This is a genomic window from Aquibacillus halophilus, from assembly GCF_009649745.1.
GTDB lineage: Bacteria > Bacillota > Bacilli > Bacillales > Amphibacillaceae > Aquibacillus > Aquibacillus halophilus.
Genome location: NZ_WJNG01000002.1, coordinates 93,306 through 112,504, shown reverse-complemented (window position 1 = coordinate 112,504; position 19,199 = coordinate 93,306). Strand labels below are relative to the sequence as shown.

The window sequence follows — 19,199 nt, the reverse complement described above, 5'->3', positions numbered from 1 at the left end:
TCCCCCCTATAAACAGAAAGAGGTAAGGGAAATTATTCCCTTACCTCTGCCCAGGCGAACGGCTATGACACTATGTGCTCCCTCGCGGTTTATCCGCGTTCGCCAGTCACACATAGTCTTGTCTCTTAAATTTTTTAGTTAAATTAAATTAATCTTACTTGATGTCTAAATTGATCACTGCTTGGTGTTTTTTTCGCAACACTTAACCAATCTATGCAACTAGGTTTTTTTCTAGTACTTTTTAAATTAACGAGAGAAGACCAAGAAAATATACTTACCTCGTTAAAGTAGATGAAAAAAAGCATTAGAATTAGGCCAAAACCCCATTAGATAACTACCAAAAAATAGCAACCATTAACTCTAACTCGTAGTCTAGTTCTTTAGCGGAATCTAGGTTAAGACCTTATTAAGGAGTGCACAAAAAAATTTGTTATAAGATGATTATATAAACAATATAGCAAATGTGAATTAGTTAATCAATGGAAAACAGAATATTTATTTAAATAAATAAGTTAACGTTCGTGTTTGGGTGCATTCTTTTAGTTTATTCAGTACTATCTGTTCTGTTTGGATTTTTCTTTTCCTATTTACTTTTTTGTACAGCTTTATTCTCACAAGAACAATCGATACGATATATTCCTTCTTACCATCATTCTACATCCTTTTTTAAATAGTAAACTAACAAATCAAATCTAGATTTTCCTCGTTGATTTATGTTAATAAACTTCCTTTTCAAAAGTTACGTCATTACTATATACAACTCTGATTACTAGACGCATATTTTCAGATTGTTCTACTGATTTAGATTAAAAAATGTAGGATAACACAACAAAAATGGACGCCTTCTCTAAGAAAGCGCCCTTTCGTAACATATAGTTTTCACAAAATCCATGTACCGTTCTTTATTTAGATAAGACAGCTCCATTAATTAGACTTTTGTCTATTCATTTTCACCATCTAACTTGTTCCGTCTATTTAACGTATTTTTCCCATTCATGTCTGTTTTAGCTACTTCTTCAATTTCCTCTGAACTACCTTCAAGCTCATCCGAATCAATGTACATGTCATCATAACTATCTTTCTTTTTATAAAAATCAGATGGAGTCTCTGACGAACCATACTCTTCGACAGCCTGCCAAGTGTCCTTCCCGTCAAATGCAGCTGATTCCTTCGCTTCAGCTTTTACATCTCTTCCAATAATATCGGGCTCAATAATTTTTTCTTCGACAGGTCTACTTTCACGTAAATCACTTTCTGCATGTTCAACACATCTGAAAGTGGTTGGTACTGCTATTAGTCTTTCTTCCTGAATTTCTTTTCCACATATCTCACATGTTCCATATGTTCCATTTTCTATTGCATGTAATGCTTGATTAGTTTCTTCAATTTTTTGTCTAGCATGATTATTCAAAGCCATTTCTTTCTCTTGATCATATAGCTCTGTTCCTTGGTCACCAGGATGATTATCATAATTAGATAAATCACCTGTCGCCTGTTTATTTAATTCATCTTTGTTTACATCTAAGTGTTCTAACATTTCTTGCTTTCGTTCATTCAATATTTTTTTGGATTCATTTATAACGTTAGTAGAAACCATTTATAGCCTCCTAATTAATTAGCTATTCATATAATTTGTTTAGTACTTATTGAGTATATAATGTACATTTCCGAATTAACGTATTTATAAACATCTTAATCATCAAAAAGCAGTGCAAAAGGTTATGCCCAGCACCCCAAAAATGTAGTTTTTCAGCTCTATCTTTGGGATGGTGCAACATTACCATGAACTGCTTTTATGACCAAGGCTAGTAATCACCGCATATAAGTTTAATTTGTTTCGTAAGTTCTTTAAATTTCATATCATGTTCAGTGTAAGCCTTATCGTTTGGGGTTAGAAAGCTAAGTTTTCCTAACACTTCTTGTCTTTCTGTTTCAAGCTTTAAACATAATCCATCTTTATTATCTATATTATGAGATGGTCCGTTCGATTGCTTTTGTATCTTACCGTCTGATATAACTAAATTGCTGTTTGTTGTTTTTTCAATAAAATATCGATCGTGAGAAACAACAAGTAGTGTACCACTGTACTCCGCTAATGTTTTTTCAAGCTGTTCACGTGAAGGTAAGTCTAAATGATTTGTTGGCTCATCTAAAATAAGCACATCTTTTTCTTCTAGTATATAAGTCATCAATTTACACTTTATCCGTTCACCCATACTCATGTTCCCGATAGGTTCTCTCCATTGAGAAGCAGTAAATCCTAAATGCTTCATTAAGTTTTGAACTTTCCCTCTTGCGTCAAAGGTAGCTTCGTAGAATAGCTGTTCGGGCGTTTGTTCCAGTGGTAAGTCAAACACCTCTTGTGCTAAATAACCAATTTGCGCAGATGGTGAAACCCATACTTCACCTTCAACAGTTTCATTTCCAATTATTACTTTCAATAATGTTGTTTTTCCACTACCATTTAGGCCGATTACAGAAACTTTTTCACCATGCTGAATAGTAAAATTTGCGTCTCTAAAAAGGGTTCTGTCAGCAAAAGTCTTTGTTAAATTCTTAACTTCTAAAAACCGTTTACCTACCTTGTTATTTGCCTTCATTGAAAAGCAAACCTTATATTCTGGCACAATCGGGTCTGCTTTTACTTTTTCAAGTTCTTTTTCCAACCGCTTCTGCTTTGATTTTACTTGTGCATCCATACGTTTCGCTTTTACTCGATAATATTCTTTTTTACCTTCCTTTTTCGTGGATTGAGCATGAGCTATACTCGACCAAGAAGTGAGCTCATTCATTTGACCTTCAATCCGCTCAACCATTTTTTGTTGCTTTTCATATTCTCGTTGCTGGCTAAGTCTTTTTTGTTCCCGTGCCTCCATGTAACTGGAATAATTACCTTTATGTTCGATAAGCTTTTTATTTTCAATGGCCCAAATTCTTGTTGAAACAGCATCCAAAAAATATCGATCGTGAGAAACAAAAATAATCGTACCTTTATAACTTTTAATTTGTTGAATTAAAAGTTCTGTACTTTGCTTATCAAGATGATTGGTCGGTTCATCTAATAATAAAAGATGTGCATGCTTTGCAAATCCACTTGCCAGACGTGCTTTCAGTTTTTCTCCTCCACTTAAATTTGAAAATTCATGGTTTGGTACGGACCACTTATTTAGTAGAGCATCTTCTAAAGGGCTTACCTCATTGGAATAATAGAACTCCATTTCTTGTTCAACAAACTCAACTGTAAAACCCTGCTGGACCCATTGTATTCTTCCTTTAGTTGGATCTAAATCATTGTTAATTAAATGCAATAAAGTAGATTTCCCCGCACCATTCTTACCTATAACACCGATGATTTCTCCTTGTAGTACATTAGCATTTAAATCATCCAAAACAGTACTATTGAGCAATTCATAACTTAAATTTCGAAATTTTAACAGCTCTTTCATAAAAACGATCCCTCTCTTTAAAAGGGAGAATTAAAAAATCCTCCCAGTCATTTTGGAAGGATTAGTCCTATTCTTAGATGCTCAAATAAGCTATTATTACAATAGCTCTAGAGATTATAGAAAAATGGGCAGACTAATCCTATTTCGTTTGATTTGAAATATGCAATTTCAAATTTTAAAAATAAGATTAATTCTTCATTGTCCACCCATCATCCCTTTCATTACTATTAAAATCAGTATAGCATAACTAAACAGAGGATAAAAATGCCATAATTAGTTGCAAACTTATCCTTTCTTCATTCCCGGAAGTGCTTTATGGAGTTGCAACACTTAAATAGAGTCATTCTTTGCATTTACGATTTAACTGCTGACAAGTTTCATGTCTGTTATAAGATGGTTTTGATTTATTACAACTCACTTTATTAAATTAACTTCACTCTAACTGATTGAAAAATCACTTTTCAAATCTCTTCTGTAAAAATAATTGATTAAATCCCTTTGGGTGATTTTCAATTGTCCCAAAAACTTCGTATCCTTTACTTTTATAAAATTCAGGAGCTTGAAAGCTAAACGTGTCTAAGTGTATAAGTCTAACCCCTTTATCGATTGCAAAACACTCCATCTTTTTCAGTAGTTTACTTCCATAACCTTTTCCCCTAACACTTTTATCCACCCATAAAAAGTCAATGTGCATGTGATGCCAAAACATATTCCCTGTAATTCCACCAATTATTGTTCCTGAATCACTCCTCAAGACAAAACTTATATCTTCATATGAAGTTTTAAGTTCATCAGGAAGTTGTTCCATGTTATGCTCAATTAATTTCTTCCTGATAAAATCACTATCATCTTGCTTCCATTGTTGAATTATCTCCACTTAATTCACCCCTTATAATATAACAAAAATATATTTAGAAAATCAGCTTTCAATCAGTTTAACGAATAATCTAATACAAATATTAAATAAGTTTAGCAACAATATACAAAAAATGTCCATCAATTAACATACTAATTGATGGACATTTAACATTTCATTTAAAATGTTTGTCTTAGCTATGATTACTTGATCATTTTTTTAATTGAAGATTCATTAATCCCTTTACCATTAGACAGCATTTTAACTATCATATCTTCAGTTTCCTTGGGAACTTTTTTACCAGCAAGCTTACCAACTTGTCTAACCAACTGTCTTGCTGTATTTTCATCTTGAACGTTTTTGCCATTAAATGAATTGGCAACTTTAGAAATGCTTTGCATATCTACCCCGGTCTTCTTTTCAACATTCTTAAACATATCTTGATTCATAGAATTCCTCCTTTAATTATTAGCTTATGAATCTTTATTATTTAAGTTTGGGTGAAATAATTACTACCTGTACAATTAGTAGATTTGACTATGACCATCCTCACTAGATTTATAGAAAAAATTCATAAAACGGACTTTCTTATTTACTCTTTGTTGCAAATCTTTGTAGAAACAAAAGTTTAATCTATAGCTTCAGAAGTTCTGATAGTTTGAGTTAGGGATACAGTTGTTAGGTTGTCAAAAGTTCAAACGATTTATATTTAATTTGTTATTTTCATTTTACTTGTAAATTGTTGGGAGGTTCTTAACTAACTAATTGGTGTTTTTTCATAAAATGAGCTACAGAATTCTGAACTCACTGTGGACGAGGTTAACATTCTAGATGGAAGCCTGATTAATAAACAATAAATCTAGTTTATTAACTTTAACCATGATATATCTACCATGGCATCTATGGATTTCAGCAAAAATAGTAGCAAAGCCCTTCCTAATAAGTTTTAAAGCCATACTATATTGTAGATCGGAGGTGAATAAATTGAGTGGAGGATATTTCGGTGGAAACAATAGTTTTATTTTGTTAGTAGTTCTTTTCGTTCTTTTGATCATTGTTGGTAACAACTACCCTACTGGTGGTGGTTACAGTTAATTAAGTTAGCATAATTCAATTAACACATTTATGTGTATGCCATAACCGCCATATGCATACAACATTTACTCCTTTTATCGAACGGACTAAGAGAAAGGGTTGCTCCACCCTTTCTTTTTTGGGACAAAGGGACAGGCTCCTTGTCCCACTACCGTTTTAAGTAAATTTCCCAGTAATTACGGACGGACGTATTTCTAAATACGAAAGACTATTTTCCGAGCAAACCCATCATAATTAATAACAAAAAAATGAAGGGAGCAATATTACTCCCTTCATTTCCTCTTTATTCATCAAATACAACACGAGTGTTCCCGAACATATCATGAATCCCTTGTTTTTCGGCTGTAAACGCAACAACAATATACAAAAATATCGTAAAAAATAGCACGCGATGAATAAATCTACCTACTACTTCCCTAAACAGAAGATCACTCCATTTTAATGGCTCTGCATCCTCTCGTATTACTTTTAAGCCAAAAATCATTTTTCCTAATGTCTGATTAAATCGTTTTGTCATGAACAAAAAATATAGATACAAGACAATTGAACCTAGAATTCCGGTGACAGTCCAGAACCCAATGTCTAAACTTGCTCCATCATTGATAAATTTAAACGGAATAAGTAGGATGCCGTTTATACTAAATACAATAATTAAATCAACCAAATACGCCCAGAAACGCATCCAAAATCCTGCGTATCTTCTATTCGTAAAAGGTGCTTGAGCATAGTCAACATGTTCTTCACTCATAACGACACCCCCTTATTTAGAATATAAATACATTGCACGTGGTGCATTATTTTCACGCAACAGATCTTTAATACTGATTAAATCCGATTCAGCGCCAAACATACTTGATATCGTTCCACCAAGATACTGATTTATATCCAAGCCTTGTTCGTATTCAATGACCTGTGCATTACCTAATTCATGGTCTTCTTTCATCATTGCAATGGAATCATCTAACGAACCAAGTTCATCGACAAGATCTACCTCTTTTGCTTGCCCCCCAGTGTACACTCGTCCGTCGCCTAATTCGCGTACACGTTCCTCAGACATGTTCCTGCCCTCAACAATTACCTGGACAAAGTCCCCATACATATCATCAATCATCGTCTGTAATATTTCTCGTTCATCGTCTGTCATCTCACGGGACATCGACATGATATCTTTATATTCACCGCTTTTAATCGTATTAAAATCAATGCCATGTTCATCCGCAAATTCAGCAAAATTAAAGCTTTCCATGATTACACCAATAGAACCTGTAAGTGTAGCCTTATGAGCAATAATTTTATCGGCAGGTGCAGCTATATAATACCCGCCTGAAGCCGCAGTATTACCCATCGACACATAGACAGGCTTCTCATATTCTTCTTTGATTTCAAGAATTTTATCATGTATTTCTGCACTTTCCACTACGCCTCCGCCAGGTGTATTTACGCGTAAAATAATCCCGCTCACATTACGATCTTCTGCAGCTTCATCCAGCATATCCAAAAACCGTTTATGGTTATATGAATTCGTATTAATCAGAGTACTAGGAGTAGTGTCTTGAATGATTCCATTCAAATGGATGACCGCAATTTTGTTCGTGCCTGTTCCTTCCTCAATCACCTTTTCATCGAACGTACCACCAACTTCTTGAAAACTAAACATGGATTCAAAGTCAGCAGTTACCAGGCTTGTTAAAAACTGAAAACCCATTGATACAAATAATAGGCCTCCCGCAACAACTAGGGCAATCCATCGTTTTGTGTTCATATGTATATCCTCCGTTTTTCTCTTATTAGTTACTGTTTAAATGATACATTAGATTTTCTTTATTTTCGAGCTTATCGCAAAATATTTTAAAAATGGGATGGATGAAACGATAATGATTCACCCTTTTCAGTTAAAAATTGAATTGTAGTATTACCTTTTAAATTGGGATGTTAATTCACTCCTGGTCTGTTTACTCCTATAGTCATGAACCCTGGTGATGTGTATTTTACAATTTGTATTAACATTTGTTCAAAAAAAATACCTGGACCTTTTATTTCATTCATTTATCGAACATCAATAGTTAATTGGGAAGATGTTTTTTCATTTAAACAGACGTGAGGGAAGGAAAATGATGCTAAGCAGAAGGAAGGATGCACTTGGGGGACTAACTAGGTCCTGCTTCGTATCCTTTTTTTGAAACACCATTTTTTTTCTGTTGAATCATTAACTCGACCTTTTTTCATACTTAACCACATATAGAGGTTTGGATACAAGCCATTCTGCGTAGAGAACCTCTTTGTAATTCGTAATGCTTTGCATCGCTAATTGATCTTTCAACCACTTTTCATCAAATCCAACTTCCTTCAAATTATCGAAAACCACTTCCCCATCTAAAATCAGGGTGATCGGTAAATTTACAGGCTTATAAGGGACTTTTAAATCACTGTTTTTCGGAGTGTCATATTCTGATTTAGGTAGAACACTAGCCTTTCCATTCGACTCAATAATTCCGTATTCTACTTCTTGGATAGAAAAGTAGCCTTGTTGTCTTATTAGACTTTGTAGCGTATTTATATCTATTTTGGCTTTCTTTAATGCATCGTATTTTATCTGTCCTTGGTGTATAACTATATTTGGTTCACCTTCTAGGAGTTTTCTTGTTCTTTTAAACTTCTGAGTTAACATTTCTACAACGAATATAATGGCTCCCCACGTGAATATAGCAAGCATAATGTGGCCAATTTTCACTTCTTCATCATAAATCGCGTTACCTACTAGTTCTCCTAAAATTATTGCAGAAATAAATTCAAAAGGGGTAACTTGTGAAAATTGAGTTTTACCTAAAAATTTTATAACAATAAACAGAAAAACAAACCCTATTAATAACTCCGTAACAATCGATAAATAATCATTCATTTTCTCATTCTCCCTAAAGTCAAAGTCATCAGCATTATTGCCCTGTAATTTAAAATCATACTTAAATTACACGAACAATTGATGACAAGTGGGACATAAGGACAGGTTCATTGTCCCTCTAATTAAAGTAAAAGGACAATGAACTAGGATTCTATTCCCCTTGGATTTCTTTAATACTTTTTCCACCTAAGAATGCGTGACCCATTTTAATTCTCTCAACCGTTTTAAATCCGTATTTTTGATATACTTTTTCAATTGTTTCATTAATTGGTAAAACCCAAAGCTTCTCTATTTCTTTATTCCTTACTTCCTCCTGGATAAAGTGAATGAGTTCACCGACCAAGCCCCTACCTCTATATGCTTCAAGTGTAGCGATACTTTCTAGTCTCGCTTGACTTCCTTTGATAAAAACGCAAGCAGTGGAACAGGCAACTCCATGGAAGCGAAGAAGATAGTGTGTGAAAGCAGGGTGATTAAACTGTTCCTCATAAACCTTATCAAGTGCTTCCTTTCCTCCAAATTCTTTAATGCTACACTCAATTTCAAATGCTTCTTGGTAGTTTTCCTTATTCACTACCTCTATTGTTGTTCTACTATCATTAACCGTTTTATTGTTTTGATTGCTCCATAATTGGATGGGTCCGTTCAATACTTCATAGCCAAAACCTTTTGCCTTCAACTCGTATATAAGCTCCTGTTGTTTTTGTAAATTGTAGATGTAAAATCGTGGGATTATGTTTTTGGATTGATAAAAGTTCATGACTTCTATAATAACTTGAGTTGGATTACTAATTGGTTCACTAATAAGTGCATGATTTGCATCATAACTTGTTGGTTGACTTTCATTGTAAAAAAATGATCCCCAAGGTGTTATTATTCGCTTACTGAACGTCTCCAAAAGGGCACAATCTAGCTCTAGAATTCCCCGTACATTTGTCATAAATATTACTCCTTAGATTTTTTTTGGCAAAGCAGGAACCAAACATTTACAAGATTAAATAAGTAAAGACCTCATGCGTTTAGTAACCGAATGCCTAGTTAGACCATATGCTTATACTATAGCATTTTGAAAGGGGGCGAATTCTATGGACAATCTTAATTATCGCAATAATTTCCCAATAAATACGAACGTGCACTTTGACAAAGAACGCCTATTTTTTAATAAATGGGAAATGTATAAGCTGTTGACTCCATATAAACTACCCTTTCATATTCCTTATACAAATTTTCTATCAAGACAATCTATAGATTTATTCACAACTAGACAAATTTCTTTTTACATTAAACCAGTAGATACATGGGCTGGAAAACACATCTCGCTCATTACACCCTTTGACAAGGGCTATATTATACAACAGCCAAACGGGGCTGATGAATTCCATCCAAATAAAGAGGCGCTGATACAGGTTTTAGTTCATCATTATTCTAGGATGCATGCAATTATTCAACAGCGTGCACCACTTCTTCCATTTGATTCTAGAGCTTTTGATATTCGAGTTCATTTGCAACGTGATGAAAATGGGTTTTGGTTATATGCTGGGGATTTAATTCGAATTGGTGGTGAAAAGGCGATTGTTTCCAATTTGTTTACAAAAGGCGGAGGTGTGGTCGAAACAGATTTTGTTTTAAATAAAGTGCTTGATTCTTATCAAGTGAACTTAGTAAAAGAAAACCTTGCAAAGTCAGCTTTTTCCATTGCTAACCTTCTTGATTACTACTATTACTTCATCGATATTGGAGCGGATTTTGGGATTGATCAGAAAGGGAACTTGTGGCTATTGGAAGTTAACACAAACGATAAAGTGGGAAAACCAGCATACGATTTATTTAAGAAACTACCGGACAAAACAGTTTACAAACAAATGATTGCCAAAGACAAAAAACGCAAGAAAATTTGGAGCAGGGACAGGGGGACAGGCACCTTGTCCCAAAATAGAATTTAGCAACATCCGTTCATTTACTGTAATGTTTATCATCTGTTGAAGAATTGCTCAAGCAGATCAATTAAAATAGTCTATTCCAGTAATAAAATACGGAATAGACTATTGTTTATTGCTTACGGTTGAACGTTATCTTGCTGGATATTAAGGTTATTAAGCACTCTTTCCATTTGTTCCTGAGATTGTTCCACACGCAGTTGAGCTTCAAATAATGGCTCTGTTGAAGTGCCACTACCATTAATCGCTTTTCCACGCGCATCTTGAATTTTATTCTGCACTTCTCGTAATTGTGTTTGAAGATGTTGCAATTCTTGAGGGTCAGCATTGTTTTGCGCATGACGAGCTGCATGCTCGAGTTTCTCGGAAACTTCAACTAGTTGTTGGATTTCGTGATTGTTTTGAATAGGCATAAAAGATTTTCCTCCCTATGTTTTATCTATGCCTATCTTTTCCAAAAAACGTATAACCTACTCTTTTTTGATCGAAGAAATTTAGGGGTGAGTGGTGGGACAGGGGGACAGGCTCCTTGTCCCATATTAAGCAACTAAGTGACCATCATAATGATTCCATCTTAGAATTTTCTTATCATGAAAATAGGGAAAAGGGACCTGACCCTAAGTCCCGCAAAAAGTTTGGTATGGACGATTTGTATCTGGTGGTGGTGCGCAATATTCCTCTTGTTCGGCTGTGTGATCGTATGGGTTTGATAAAACATTAAGAAGTCGTTCCATCACACTGTAGTCTTCCTGATCCACCGCCGCTTTAAGCGCCTCTTCTACTCGATGGTTTCTAGGAATTACCCCAGGATTATTACTTCGCATAAGTTCATGAGAAGATTCTTTTGATTCTTGTTGTCTATTGAGCCTTGCCTGCCACGCTTCGTTCCACTTAGCAAATTCTGTTTTCCCTACAAGAACTGAATCCTCCATTTTACCAAAGGTCAGTGCACGGAAAGTATTGGTAAAGTCCGCATGATACTTTTGCATGACATTTAAGAGTTCTTCAATAAGAGATTCATCTTCCTTCTCTTCACCAAATAATCCTAGTTTTGCCCTCATTCCGTCAAACCAATTGGAGTAATAGAAATCCTTAAATTTTGATATCTCATCCTGAGCTATTTTAACAGCCTGATCCTGATCTTCGTGCAGTAATGGTAAAAGAGTTTCAGCAAACCGTGAAAGATTCCAGCCTGCAATAGGTGGCTGATTGCCATAAGCATACCGGCCTTCCCTATCAATAGAACTGAAAACTGTTGCTGGATCATATTCATTCATAAAGGCGCAAGGCCCATAATCAATTGTTTCACCGCTAATCGCCATGTTATCCGTGTTCATCACTCCATGGATAAAGCCGACCAACTGCCATTTCGCAATTAGAGAGGCCTGACGTTTAATAACTTGCTGAAGTAGGGAAAGATAACGGTTTTCTCCAGCTTCAATGTCCGGAAAATGTCGATCTAATGTATAGTCAGCAAGAGCGCTTAGATCCTCTTTTTCACCCCAGTGAGCAGCATATTGAAATGTACCGACACGTAGATGACTGGAAGCCACGCGTGTCAGAACTGCACCGGGCAAATCAGTTTCGCGAATCACTGCCTCACCAGTTTTTACAACGGCCAGGCTACGAGTGGTAGGAATATCGAGCGCATGCATCGCTTCACTGATGATGTATTCCCGCAGCATCGGACCAAGTGTCGCTCTACCATCACCACCGCGAGAATAGGGGGTTCTACCTGAACCTTTGAGTTGAATGTCCATTCTATTTTCTGGAGTGATTTGCTCCCCAAGTAGTACCGCCCTGCCGTCTCCTAACATGTTAAAATGACCAAATTGGTGCCCACCATATGCTTGTGCAAGTGGCAAAGAACCTTTAGGAATTTGATTACCAGCAAAGACCGCCACACCCTCGTTGCTTTTCAATGTCTCCACATTTAAGCCCAGGGATTTAGCTAGGGAATCATTAAAGATTATTAATTCCGGTGAGGTTACAGGGGTTGGTTTGGTGCTAGTAAAAAATGATTCTGGAAGACGAGCATAACTATTATCTAAATTCCATCCTACTTCTTTTTCATTTTTTTGTGTCATTATATCTCCTTTCCTTTCTTATTTTCTATACTTACACCTTAAATATTGATATCTTTATTTATATAATCCTTAGTTTATCTTCATTCCATGGTACAGGTTAGACCCTTTTATTGTCTACTTCTTTGACCGTTCTATTCCTTGGGACAAGAAGCCTGTCCCTGTGATTGGAGCAGCCAAGCGGGGTTATTATCTTAATTAGCAAGGGCTGAACTATATGATTTTAGAAAAAGGTGATGAAGGCCTATTTATTATGACAGCTTAAAATTACTTTCACCGGCACTGGATTATTGAAAAATCAGAGTAGGGACGTGATATTCATTCACATTATCTATTCTTAGTTGCTCGTCTCTTGTATGACGAAACAGGAACAAATAAAGGGATTATCGAAAAAGGGCGTAAATCCCTTCCAATGAATCATCGTCTCCACCCTGACAAAAATTCATTAGTTTTCAATTCCCTCTTTACAAAATACCAAATGGTTCCTCGTAATCAAAACCTTTTTGTAGTACTTCTTTAATAAGCAGCAACCCTTTTTCTAGTTCTTCTCGCGTCTCTGGTCCAGATAAGGATATTCTTATTGCTGGGGGAACTTCATTGGCTCCCACAGCAAATTTTTCAGCACAAAACACTTGGACCCCCGCTTCTTTAGCAACCATTTCAAATTGTCTACCAGTCCATCCTGTAGGCAGGGTAATCCATTGATAAAACCCACACTCCCTACTACTAACATCATACGATGATAAAATCTGGATGGCCATTTTGTTTCTTTTCCTTGCTTCCGTTCGTTTTAGCTCTTTAATTGTTTCAGATTTTCCAGTAATTATTAAATGAGATGCGAGTTCTGCTGTGATTGGTGAAGCCATCCAAGAGGTGTTAAGCAAGCCTTTTCTCATTGAATTCAGATAAGGCTTGGCTACCTTCACAAAGGAAATCCTAAATCCAGGCCCAAGCAACTTCGATGTACCACCAATATATATGCTATTGGAAGGTACATATGCAGATAAAGGTACAGAGTCCTTGTTTCCTAAGTAATTATAGGCATCATCTTCAATTAGAATTAAATTGTACCTTGTTATAATGCCTGCAATCTTTTCTCGGACATCTTCGGACATCGAATAACTCGTTGGATTTTGAACTTCTGGCATTAAATAGATTCCAGTTATCTTATCCTGTTTGCAAGCTTCCAATAGAGAGTGTGGGTCCATCCCTTCCTGCGTCATCGAAATTGGCACTAGTCGAATACCATGAAATGCTGCAAGTGTTTTTATTCCTGGATACGTTAATGTGTCTACTGCAATGCGATCACCAGCGTTGAAAAGTGTTAAAAAGCAATTTGCCATCGCATTTTGTGAGCCAGGTGTCACAATGATTTCATCTTCATTAGCATCAAGATTAAATGTTTTTAACCAGTCTGCACCTACTGCTCTATGTCGTCTATGACCTTCTGGTTCTGTGTAGCGGATTAAAGATTCCATATCCATTTCCTGAAGAGCAGGATTAACCATTGTAGTAATGCCTTGATCCATACTGTATAGTGGGTGAACCTGCCCCATTTCAATAATATCATTTTGATTTTTGTTATATAAAGTTAACGAGAGCTTACTATCCATAGCTACAAAAGTACCACGACCAACCACTCCCGATATTAATCCCTTCAACTCACACACGCGAAAGGCTCTAGTAATAGTACTTAGGTTAATACCGAGGTAATCAGCTAATTCACGTTGAGGCGGTAATATTTGCCCAGGTTTCAATAGACCCGAGTTTATATCTTCTTCTAATTTTTCAACTAATGCCTTGTATATTGGTTTCTTTTCTTTTTCAAGATTTGGCTTCCAACCATCCATCTTCTAATACACCTCTTAAAAAAACATTGTTTTGCATACAATATTATCATTGACTGCATACAATATCAAATATAAAATGATAAAAAACCAAACAATGATGGAGGTAATCAATTGAAGAATAAAAGTGTGGTGAGTGACCGTCTTAGACAGGAAGCATTAAATAATGAACTGTTTGAACAGGCAAAAGATTATGCATTAGATTATATGAGCAATACGATGAATTCCCCTGTTTTTCCATCACAGGATGCCATTGATCAATTAGAAGCCTTTCATGAATCCCTCCCCGATTATGGGGCTGAAGCTCTCGAAATTATTAAGAAACTTCATCGTGATGGAGCACCAGCAACAGTAGCTCAGACCGGAGGACGCTATTTTGGTTTTGTAAATGGTGGTATTGTTCCAGCTGCTTTGGCAACAAAATGGCTGACTGATACTTGGGACCAAAATGCTGCCATGTATGTCATGTCACCTGTTGCATCGGTTTTGGAAGAGATTTGTGAACAGTGGCTTGTAGACCTATTGGGATTACCCGACAATTCTGCTGCCGGCTTTGTTAGTGGAAGTTCCTTAGCTACTTTATGCGGTCTAGCTGCTGGAAGAAACACGCTATTACAAAGGCTAAATTATGACGTGGCATCAAGAGGGCTTTTTGGGGCACCTGAAATTCGTGTGGTTCTTAGTGAACAAGCACACTCCACAGTCTTTAAAGCCCTCTCCCTTTTAGGGCTAGGGACAGAACGGTTAATTAAGGTACCAGCGGATGAAGAGGGAAGAATACTTATCCACTCAATTCCTAAGCTCGATGAACGAACTCTTCTCATTTTACAAGCAGGAAATGTTAGTTCTGGTGCCTTCGATGATTTTACATCCATTTGTGAAATGGCAAGAAAGGCTGGTACTTGGGTTCATATTGATGGAGCCTTTGGATTATGGGCCGCTGCTTCAGAACCACTGAAACATCTAACTAAAGGGATAGAATTAGCAGACTCATGGTCTGTAGATGCACATAAGACGTTAAACGCACCATACGATAACGGCATTGTTTTATGTAGGCATCGAAAAGCACTAGGGCAAGCACTTAGCATGTCGGCCTCTTACTTAGAATACAGTCAACAACGAGATGGAATGAAATACACACCAGATGCCTCACAACGTGCAAGGGCTGTTGACCTATGGGCTACTCTTAAATCTCTTGGCAAGCAGGGGGTTTCTGAGCTAGTTGAAGACTTGCATCAAAAAGCCTTATATTTCTCAAGGTCTCTTGAACAGAATGGTTTTATAATAAATAATAAAGTTTGTTTTAACCAAGTACTCGTATCTATGGAGGATGAAAATTTAACAAAGAAGACACTGGAACTAGTTCAAAATTCTGGAGAATGCTGGTGTGGAGGAGCTACATGGAAAGGGAAATCCGTCATTCGAATCAGTGTTAGCTCTTATCGTACCGATTATAAAGACATTGATCGATCTGTTGCAGCATTTGTTCAGGCAAAAGAAGTTGCAGTTAACACTCCTTAATTTATTATAAAAAAACGGGGTGTCTGTGAACTGTCTCTTTGTCTATTATTCTCTTAAAAAGAAATAGGGACAAGGAGCCTGTCCCTCTGTCCCTAATGATCTCTGTTCAATATATAATTCAATAGGTGTTTTAAAAAGGGGGTATTGTGTGGTACTGTTTGCATTGTTTCCATCGCAAGGCAATAATGTTCCCACATCGCCTTTTTGGCACCAACAGAACCTAGAATGGACACAAAAGTCGTGTTATTATTTTCCACGTCTTTTCCAATCGGTTTTCCTAGCTTAGTCAAGACCCCTTCAACGTCTAGCAAATCGTCCTTAATCTGAAACATAATACCTGCATGATATGCGAATTTTTTCAAAGCTTGTATTTCAGTTTCCTGTGCGTGCGCGAGAATTGCAGGCATGATTAGGGAAGCTTCGAATGCTATTCCCGTTTTATAAAAGCTCATTCTATTTAATTGTTCTAATGTCAATTGCTTCCCTTTGGAATCTAAATCCATTGCTTGCCCTTGACACATATCCGCGGTCTTTTGAGCAGAATATTGAATCAAGTTAAGCACCGTTTTCGAATCAAAGTGATCAAGAGATGCTTGTTCCCAAACAGCCTTTTGAGTCAAAAAAAGACCAGTCAATTCTGCTATAGCTGCGTTATACTGTTGATGTAGAGTCTGCCGCCCTCTTCGAATCGACGCGTTATCCATGGATGGTAGATCATCATAGATTAAGGAAGCCGTATGCATATATTCCAGTGACCTCAGAAGTGGAATAATTTCCGATTCGTTTAATCCAAACTCATCAACACCCATTACCCACGTCATTATTGGTCTCAACCTTTTTCCATCACCCTTTAAACTGTAATTTGCAGCATCAATTAAAGGCTCTTTTATTAGAGAAGGATGATTGGTTTTAGCAATAGGTAACATGCTATTAATTTCATTCCGCACTGTTTTAATTTTTTCTAAAAAGGCTTCTTGTTCCTTCCTTTCATTTTTCAACGTGGAAATGATATGATCTCTTAATAATTTGTCAAAGAAATCCACATCATTCGCCTTTTGAACCATATTTTGAATAAGACTACTGAATTTATTACTATCGATTGAAAATATATTCATTATTTCTTTGTACTTCTTTGTTCCAAGTCGATCCCTAGATCGCTTCAAGCCATTAATTGCCCGATCAAGAATGACCTCACAAGTTTGATCATCTGAATGATACACATTATGAATCAAGTTGGAAATAACCGTCCAATATAATTCAAAAGGATTGATAAGATCTGGCCTTCTTTTATGATATTTCATATAGTAGGTATAGGGTGTCACAGCACCTTGTTCCATGTCATCAAACAAATCTGTAAAATCATCAGCCAGTTGGTTGTAAATACCGTAGTAGAATGTACGGTCGTCAAACCCCTCATCAACAGGGGCACTAATTAAAGAACGGACAATCACTCGTGAGGAATACGATTTTAATATAATTGGGATATAAAGCTCTTCATTTGTGTAATTTGCATTAGATAAATCCTTTTTGCGATCCACTTCCTGGGAATTGAAAAACACATAGGATTGCTCGAAGAAATTTTGTTTTGTGTTAGGACATTGCTGAGCCTTTATATACTCAAAAGAATCTCGCAGTTCCGAATGAATAAAACGAATCAAACTTGTGTTACTTCCAGGCCAGTCACCTAACTTAGGTACAGAACCTGTCATCAATGTGGTACGGATTAAATCAGTATATAGTTCTTCCTCTTTAGCGGATAAGATTTTTGCATCAAGGAGGTCATCAATTAGGGGATATGTAAGCCCATAGGAATAGCCTAATCTAATAGCTACATCGAGTTTCCGTGTTCGTTCCTCGTCAGGTATCTGATCGTCCATCTCTATTACCTCATGCATGGCAACTCCGGCAATGATTTTGATGATTTTCCGCTTTGCTTGCTCAACATCCATCCCAGCAGGAAAATTTGACGTTACAATATTAAGTTTATCTACCACCCAGATCAAAGTGGCTTCAATGTTTTCTTTCTGGGCCAATCTGTATAGCCCTGTCATGCTAAACTCGGTTTCTTTTCCGGTTGAGTCAATCAAATGACCTTTTAAGCTATCAACTACACTCCGAATACTTATCTGTGTTTCCACTTTGTCGATGCCTTTACCAAGATCTCGCATAAAAATATACGAAATACTTCGATTCAAATAATTATCTAGTTTACCTGTGTAATTCAACCATTTGATATACTTGTGATACTCCTTTGTACTTGGTTGCCGTTTTCTAAAAAAAGATACAATTGAATACTGGTGTATATGGTTATGTTTCCATGATTGTATATCCTTTGTTACCGTATCGACATAGGTCTGTTGTGAGACCTGTTCATTAAGTTCTTGAAAATATTTTTCAGCCCTCTGCTCTGCCAGCCGGTAGCATGCATCAGCATTTTTTAATAACTTCTCACCCATATTTCACACTACCCCCACGTAAAGTTTGCGGTATTAACCAAAACATAACCCTATTATACTATTTAGTGGAAGCAAGGGACGGTTCTTTTGCGTCTTTTTTATTTATTTTTGTGTTTTACTAACATACTTCGCACGAGAGAAAGTCATCTTCATTATTTTACTATTAAGATATTTAAGGACTTCTAAGAACTTCTGGGACAACGAACCTGTCCCTATGTCCCACTCATTTCTAGTTTCACATAAGTCCTGTCATCAAAAGACTTATTTCCTTTTATGAGTCCTTTGGCAGATTTATATATTCTAAAACATAAAGGATCTTCTTTTATTAATTTAGATAGGACATACTCTGACTCTTCCAGGGTATCTTTTAAGAACGGATAGCCATCTGAAGCGAGGATTATCTCCTTTGCATCGACTGGGATTTTTATTGTTTTCACGCGTGTAAAATCCACATTAAAACCATTAATGACATCGTATCCATATTGGTTGTCACTATCATTTTGCAAGAAATATTGTTGCTGAATCAACGTCCTGATAAATTCCCAGCCTGTATCATGTTCGATAAGTTCGTCAATCGTTTTTCCTTTTTTTATTTCTGCCTCTAAGAATAAAGATCTAGCATTCGCAGTAATATTATCCAGTTCCTTATCATTGCTATAGACTTGTCCATCAATCATTAACTGGCAGTCTCCTATCTGCCATACTTCATGATAATAGTCACTATAAATGACTAAACAAGCAGATGGTGCCATCCACTTTTTTTCTTCTATTTCATTTAATAAATCGTATTTCAAATAAGCATACTGCAGATTTACATTTATTTGCGAAACCATCATTTCCAGACTAGCTTCCGCTGCTAGCCCTTCGATTGTTTGTTTAATTATTTCAGCTGCAAATCTACCAGGTGTCTGACCCGCTATCATTTTTCCTGACACACTAGTAGCACCATCAATCACTGCAACAAAACGATCACTCGATACATATAAATCCTCATTTAATAGAGGATCACCTTTTTTCCCTTCAGACAATACCTCTTTCACAGTAAAACCCAACAAAAT

The 19,199-nt window shown here is 36.3% G+C and carries 16 protein-coding genes and 1 riboswitch; of the genes, 3 read left to right on the top strand and 13 right to left on the bottom strand.

Annotated elements, in window-relative coordinates; translation table 11 throughout:
- Nucleotides 1-41: 41 nt before the first annotated feature.
- Nucleotides 42-120: riboswitch (ZMP/ZTP riboswitch) on the bottom strand.
- An 820-nt stretch (nucleotides 121-940) separates the two neighbouring features.
- From GH741_RS01815 to GH741_RS01800, 4 genes are all read right to left on the bottom strand, one after another.
- On the bottom strand, nucleotides 941-1,597 hold the full coding sequence (locus tag GH741_RS01815; RefSeq protein ID WP_153735071.1) for a TraR/DksA C4-type zinc finger protein: 657 nt from the start codon (nucleotides 1,595-1,597) through the stop codon (nucleotides 941-943).
- 208 nt (nucleotides 1,598-1,805) lie between these two features.
- Complete coding sequence (gene abc-f, locus GH741_RS01810) at nucleotides 1,806-3,446, bottom strand: ribosomal protection-like ABC-F family protein (RefSeq protein WP_153735070.1); 1,641 nt, start codon at nucleotides 3,444-3,446, stop codon at nucleotides 1,806-1,808.
- Between the two features lie 454 nt (nucleotides 3,447-3,900).
- The gene (locus tag GH741_RS01805; protein ID WP_338079196.1) at nucleotides 3,901-4,323 is read right to left on the bottom strand and encodes a GNAT family N-acetyltransferase; all 423 of its coding nucleotides are present in this window, start codon (nucleotides 4,321-4,323) and stop codon (nucleotides 3,901-3,903) included.
- A gap of 182 nt (nucleotides 4,324-4,505) precedes the next feature.
- Nucleotides 4,506-4,751, bottom strand: a complete 246-nt coding sequence (locus tag GH741_RS01800) for a stage VI sporulation protein F (RefSeq protein WP_153735069.1) — start codon at nucleotides 4,749-4,751, stop codon at nucleotides 4,506-4,508.
- A 535-nt stretch (nucleotides 4,752-5,286) separates the two neighbouring features.
- On the opposite strand from GH741_RS01800, the gene GH741_RS21815 reads away from it, so the two are divergent.
- Entirely contained in the window at nucleotides 5,287-5,397 is a 111-nt protein-coding gene (locus tag GH741_RS21815) for a YjcZ family sporulation protein (protein WP_153735068.1), read from the top strand.
- Nucleotides 5,398-5,680: 283 nt separating this feature from the next.
- Here GH741_RS21815 and GH741_RS01790 read toward each other — a convergent pair whose 3' ends face one another.
- From GH741_RS01790 to GH741_RS01775, 4 genes are all read right to left on the bottom strand, one after another.
- On the bottom strand, nucleotides 5,681-6,145 hold the full coding sequence (locus tag GH741_RS01790; protein ID WP_153735067.1) for an RDD family protein: 465 nt from the start codon (nucleotides 6,143-6,145) through the stop codon (nucleotides 5,681-5,683).
- Nucleotides 6,146-6,157: 12 nt separating this feature from the next.
- Complete coding sequence (sppA, locus tag GH741_RS01785) at nucleotides 6,158-7,159, bottom strand: signal peptide peptidase SppA (RefSeq protein WP_153735066.1); 1,002 nt, start codon at nucleotides 7,157-7,159, stop codon at nucleotides 6,158-6,160.
- 444 nt (nucleotides 7,160-7,603) lie between these two features.
- On the bottom strand, nucleotides 7,604-8,296 hold the full coding sequence (locus GH741_RS01780; protein ID WP_153735065.1) for a DUF421 domain-containing protein: 693 nt from the start codon (nucleotides 8,294-8,296) through the stop codon (nucleotides 7,604-7,606).
- 151 nt (nucleotides 8,297-8,447) lie between these two features.
- Nucleotides 8,448-9,236 carry a GNAT family N-acetyltransferase gene (locus GH741_RS01775; protein ID WP_153735064.1) on the bottom strand — a complete coding sequence of 263 codons (789 nt, stop codon included), beginning with the start codon at nucleotides 9,234-9,236 and terminating at the stop codon, nucleotides 8,448-8,450.
- Between the two features lie 145 nt (nucleotides 9,237-9,381).
- On the opposite strand from GH741_RS01775, the gene GH741_RS01770 reads away from it, so the two are divergent.
- Entirely contained in the window at nucleotides 9,382-10,239 is an 858-nt protein-coding gene (locus GH741_RS01770; protein ID WP_153735063.1) for a YheC/YheD family protein, read from the top strand.
- A gap of 113 nt (nucleotides 10,240-10,352) precedes the next feature.
- On the opposite strand, the gene GH741_RS01765 is transcribed toward GH741_RS01770, so the two are convergent.
- From GH741_RS01765 to GH741_RS01755, 3 genes are all read right to left on the bottom strand, one after another.
- On the bottom strand, nucleotides 10,353-10,646 hold the full coding sequence (locus GH741_RS01765; RefSeq protein WP_153735062.1) for a hypothetical protein: 294 nt from the start codon (nucleotides 10,644-10,646) through the stop codon (nucleotides 10,353-10,355).
- A 204-nt stretch (nucleotides 10,647-10,850) separates the two neighbouring features.
- On the bottom strand, nucleotides 10,851-12,320 hold the full coding sequence (locus GH741_RS01760) for a protein adenylyltransferase SelO (RefSeq protein ID WP_153735061.1): 1,470 nt from the start codon (nucleotides 12,318-12,320) through the stop codon (nucleotides 10,851-10,853).
- Between the two features lie 461 nt (nucleotides 12,321-12,781).
- Nucleotides 12,782-14,167 (bottom strand): aminotransferase-like domain-containing protein, encoded by a 1,386-nt coding sequence (locus GH741_RS01755; RefSeq protein WP_153735060.1) that lies wholly within the window; start codon nucleotides 14,165-14,167, stop codon nucleotides 12,782-12,784.
- Nucleotides 14,168-14,278: 111 nt separating this feature from the next.
- Between GH741_RS01755 and GH741_RS01750 the strand changes: the two genes are divergently transcribed.
- Nucleotides 14,279-15,685 (top strand): pyridoxal phosphate-dependent decarboxylase family protein, encoded by a 1,407-nt coding sequence (locus GH741_RS01750; RefSeq protein WP_240795377.1) that lies wholly within the window; start codon nucleotides 14,279-14,281, stop codon nucleotides 15,683-15,685.
- A 92-nt stretch (nucleotides 15,686-15,777) separates the two neighbouring features.
- On the opposite strand, the gene GH741_RS01745 is transcribed toward GH741_RS01750, so the two are convergent.
- Both GH741_RS01745 and GH741_RS01740 read right to left on the bottom strand, forming a co-directional pair.
- Nucleotides 15,778-18,141: a polyprenyl synthetase family protein gene (locus tag GH741_RS01745; protein WP_153735059.1), complete on the bottom strand. Its 2,364-nt coding sequence runs from the start codon at nucleotides 18,139-18,141 to the stop codon at nucleotides 15,778-15,780.
- Between the two features lie 212 nt (nucleotides 18,142-18,353).
- On the bottom strand, nucleotides 18,354-19,193 hold the full coding sequence (locus GH741_RS01740; protein ID WP_153735058.1) for a hypothetical protein: 840 nt from the start codon (nucleotides 19,191-19,193) through the stop codon (nucleotides 18,354-18,356).
- Between the last annotated feature and the right edge of the window lie 6 nt (nucleotides 19,194-19,199).

Coding starts and splice junctions, on each gene's coding strand:
- GH741_RS01815 (WP_153735071.1), bottom strand. CDS start 1,597: ATGGTTTCTACTAACGTTATAAATGAATCCAAAAAAATATTGAATGAA.
- abc-f (WP_153735070.1), bottom strand. CDS start 3,446: ATGAAAGAGCTGTTAAAATTTCGAAATTTAAGTTATGAATTGCTCAAT.
- GH741_RS01800 (WP_153735069.1), bottom strand. CDS start 4,751: ATGAATCAAGATATGTTTAAGAATGTTGAAAAGAAGACCGGGGTAGAT.
- GH741_RS01790 (WP_153735067.1), bottom strand. CDS start 6,145: ATGAGTGAAGAACATGTTGACTATGCTCAAGCACCTTTTACGAATAGA.
- sppA (WP_153735066.1), bottom strand. CDS start 7,159: ATGAACACAAAACGATGGATTGCCCTAGTTGTTGCGGGAGGCCTATTA.
- GH741_RS01780 (WP_153735065.1), bottom strand. CDS start 8,296: ATGAATGATTATTTATCGATTGTTACGGAGTTATTAATAGGGTTTGTT.
- GH741_RS01775 (WP_153735064.1), bottom strand. CDS start 9,236: ATGACAAATGTACGGGGAATTCTAGAGCTAGATTGTGCCCTTTTGGAG.
- GH741_RS01770 (WP_153735063.1), top strand. CDS start 9,382: ATGGACAATCTTAATTATCGCAATAATTTCCCAATAAATACGAACGTG.
- GH741_RS01765 (WP_153735062.1), bottom strand. CDS start 10,646: ATGCCTATTCAAAACAATCACGAAATCCAACAACTAGTTGAAGTTTCC.
- GH741_RS01760 (WP_153735061.1), bottom strand. CDS start 12,320: ATGACACAAAAAAATGAAAAAGAAGTAGGATGGAATTTAGATAATAGT.
- GH741_RS01755 (WP_153735060.1), bottom strand. CDS start 14,167: ATGGATGGTTGGAAGCCAAATCTTGAAAAAGAAAAGAAACCAATATAC.
- GH741_RS01745 (WP_153735059.1), bottom strand. CDS start 18,141: ATGGGTGAGAAGTTATTAAAAAATGCTGATGCATGCTACCGGCTGGCA.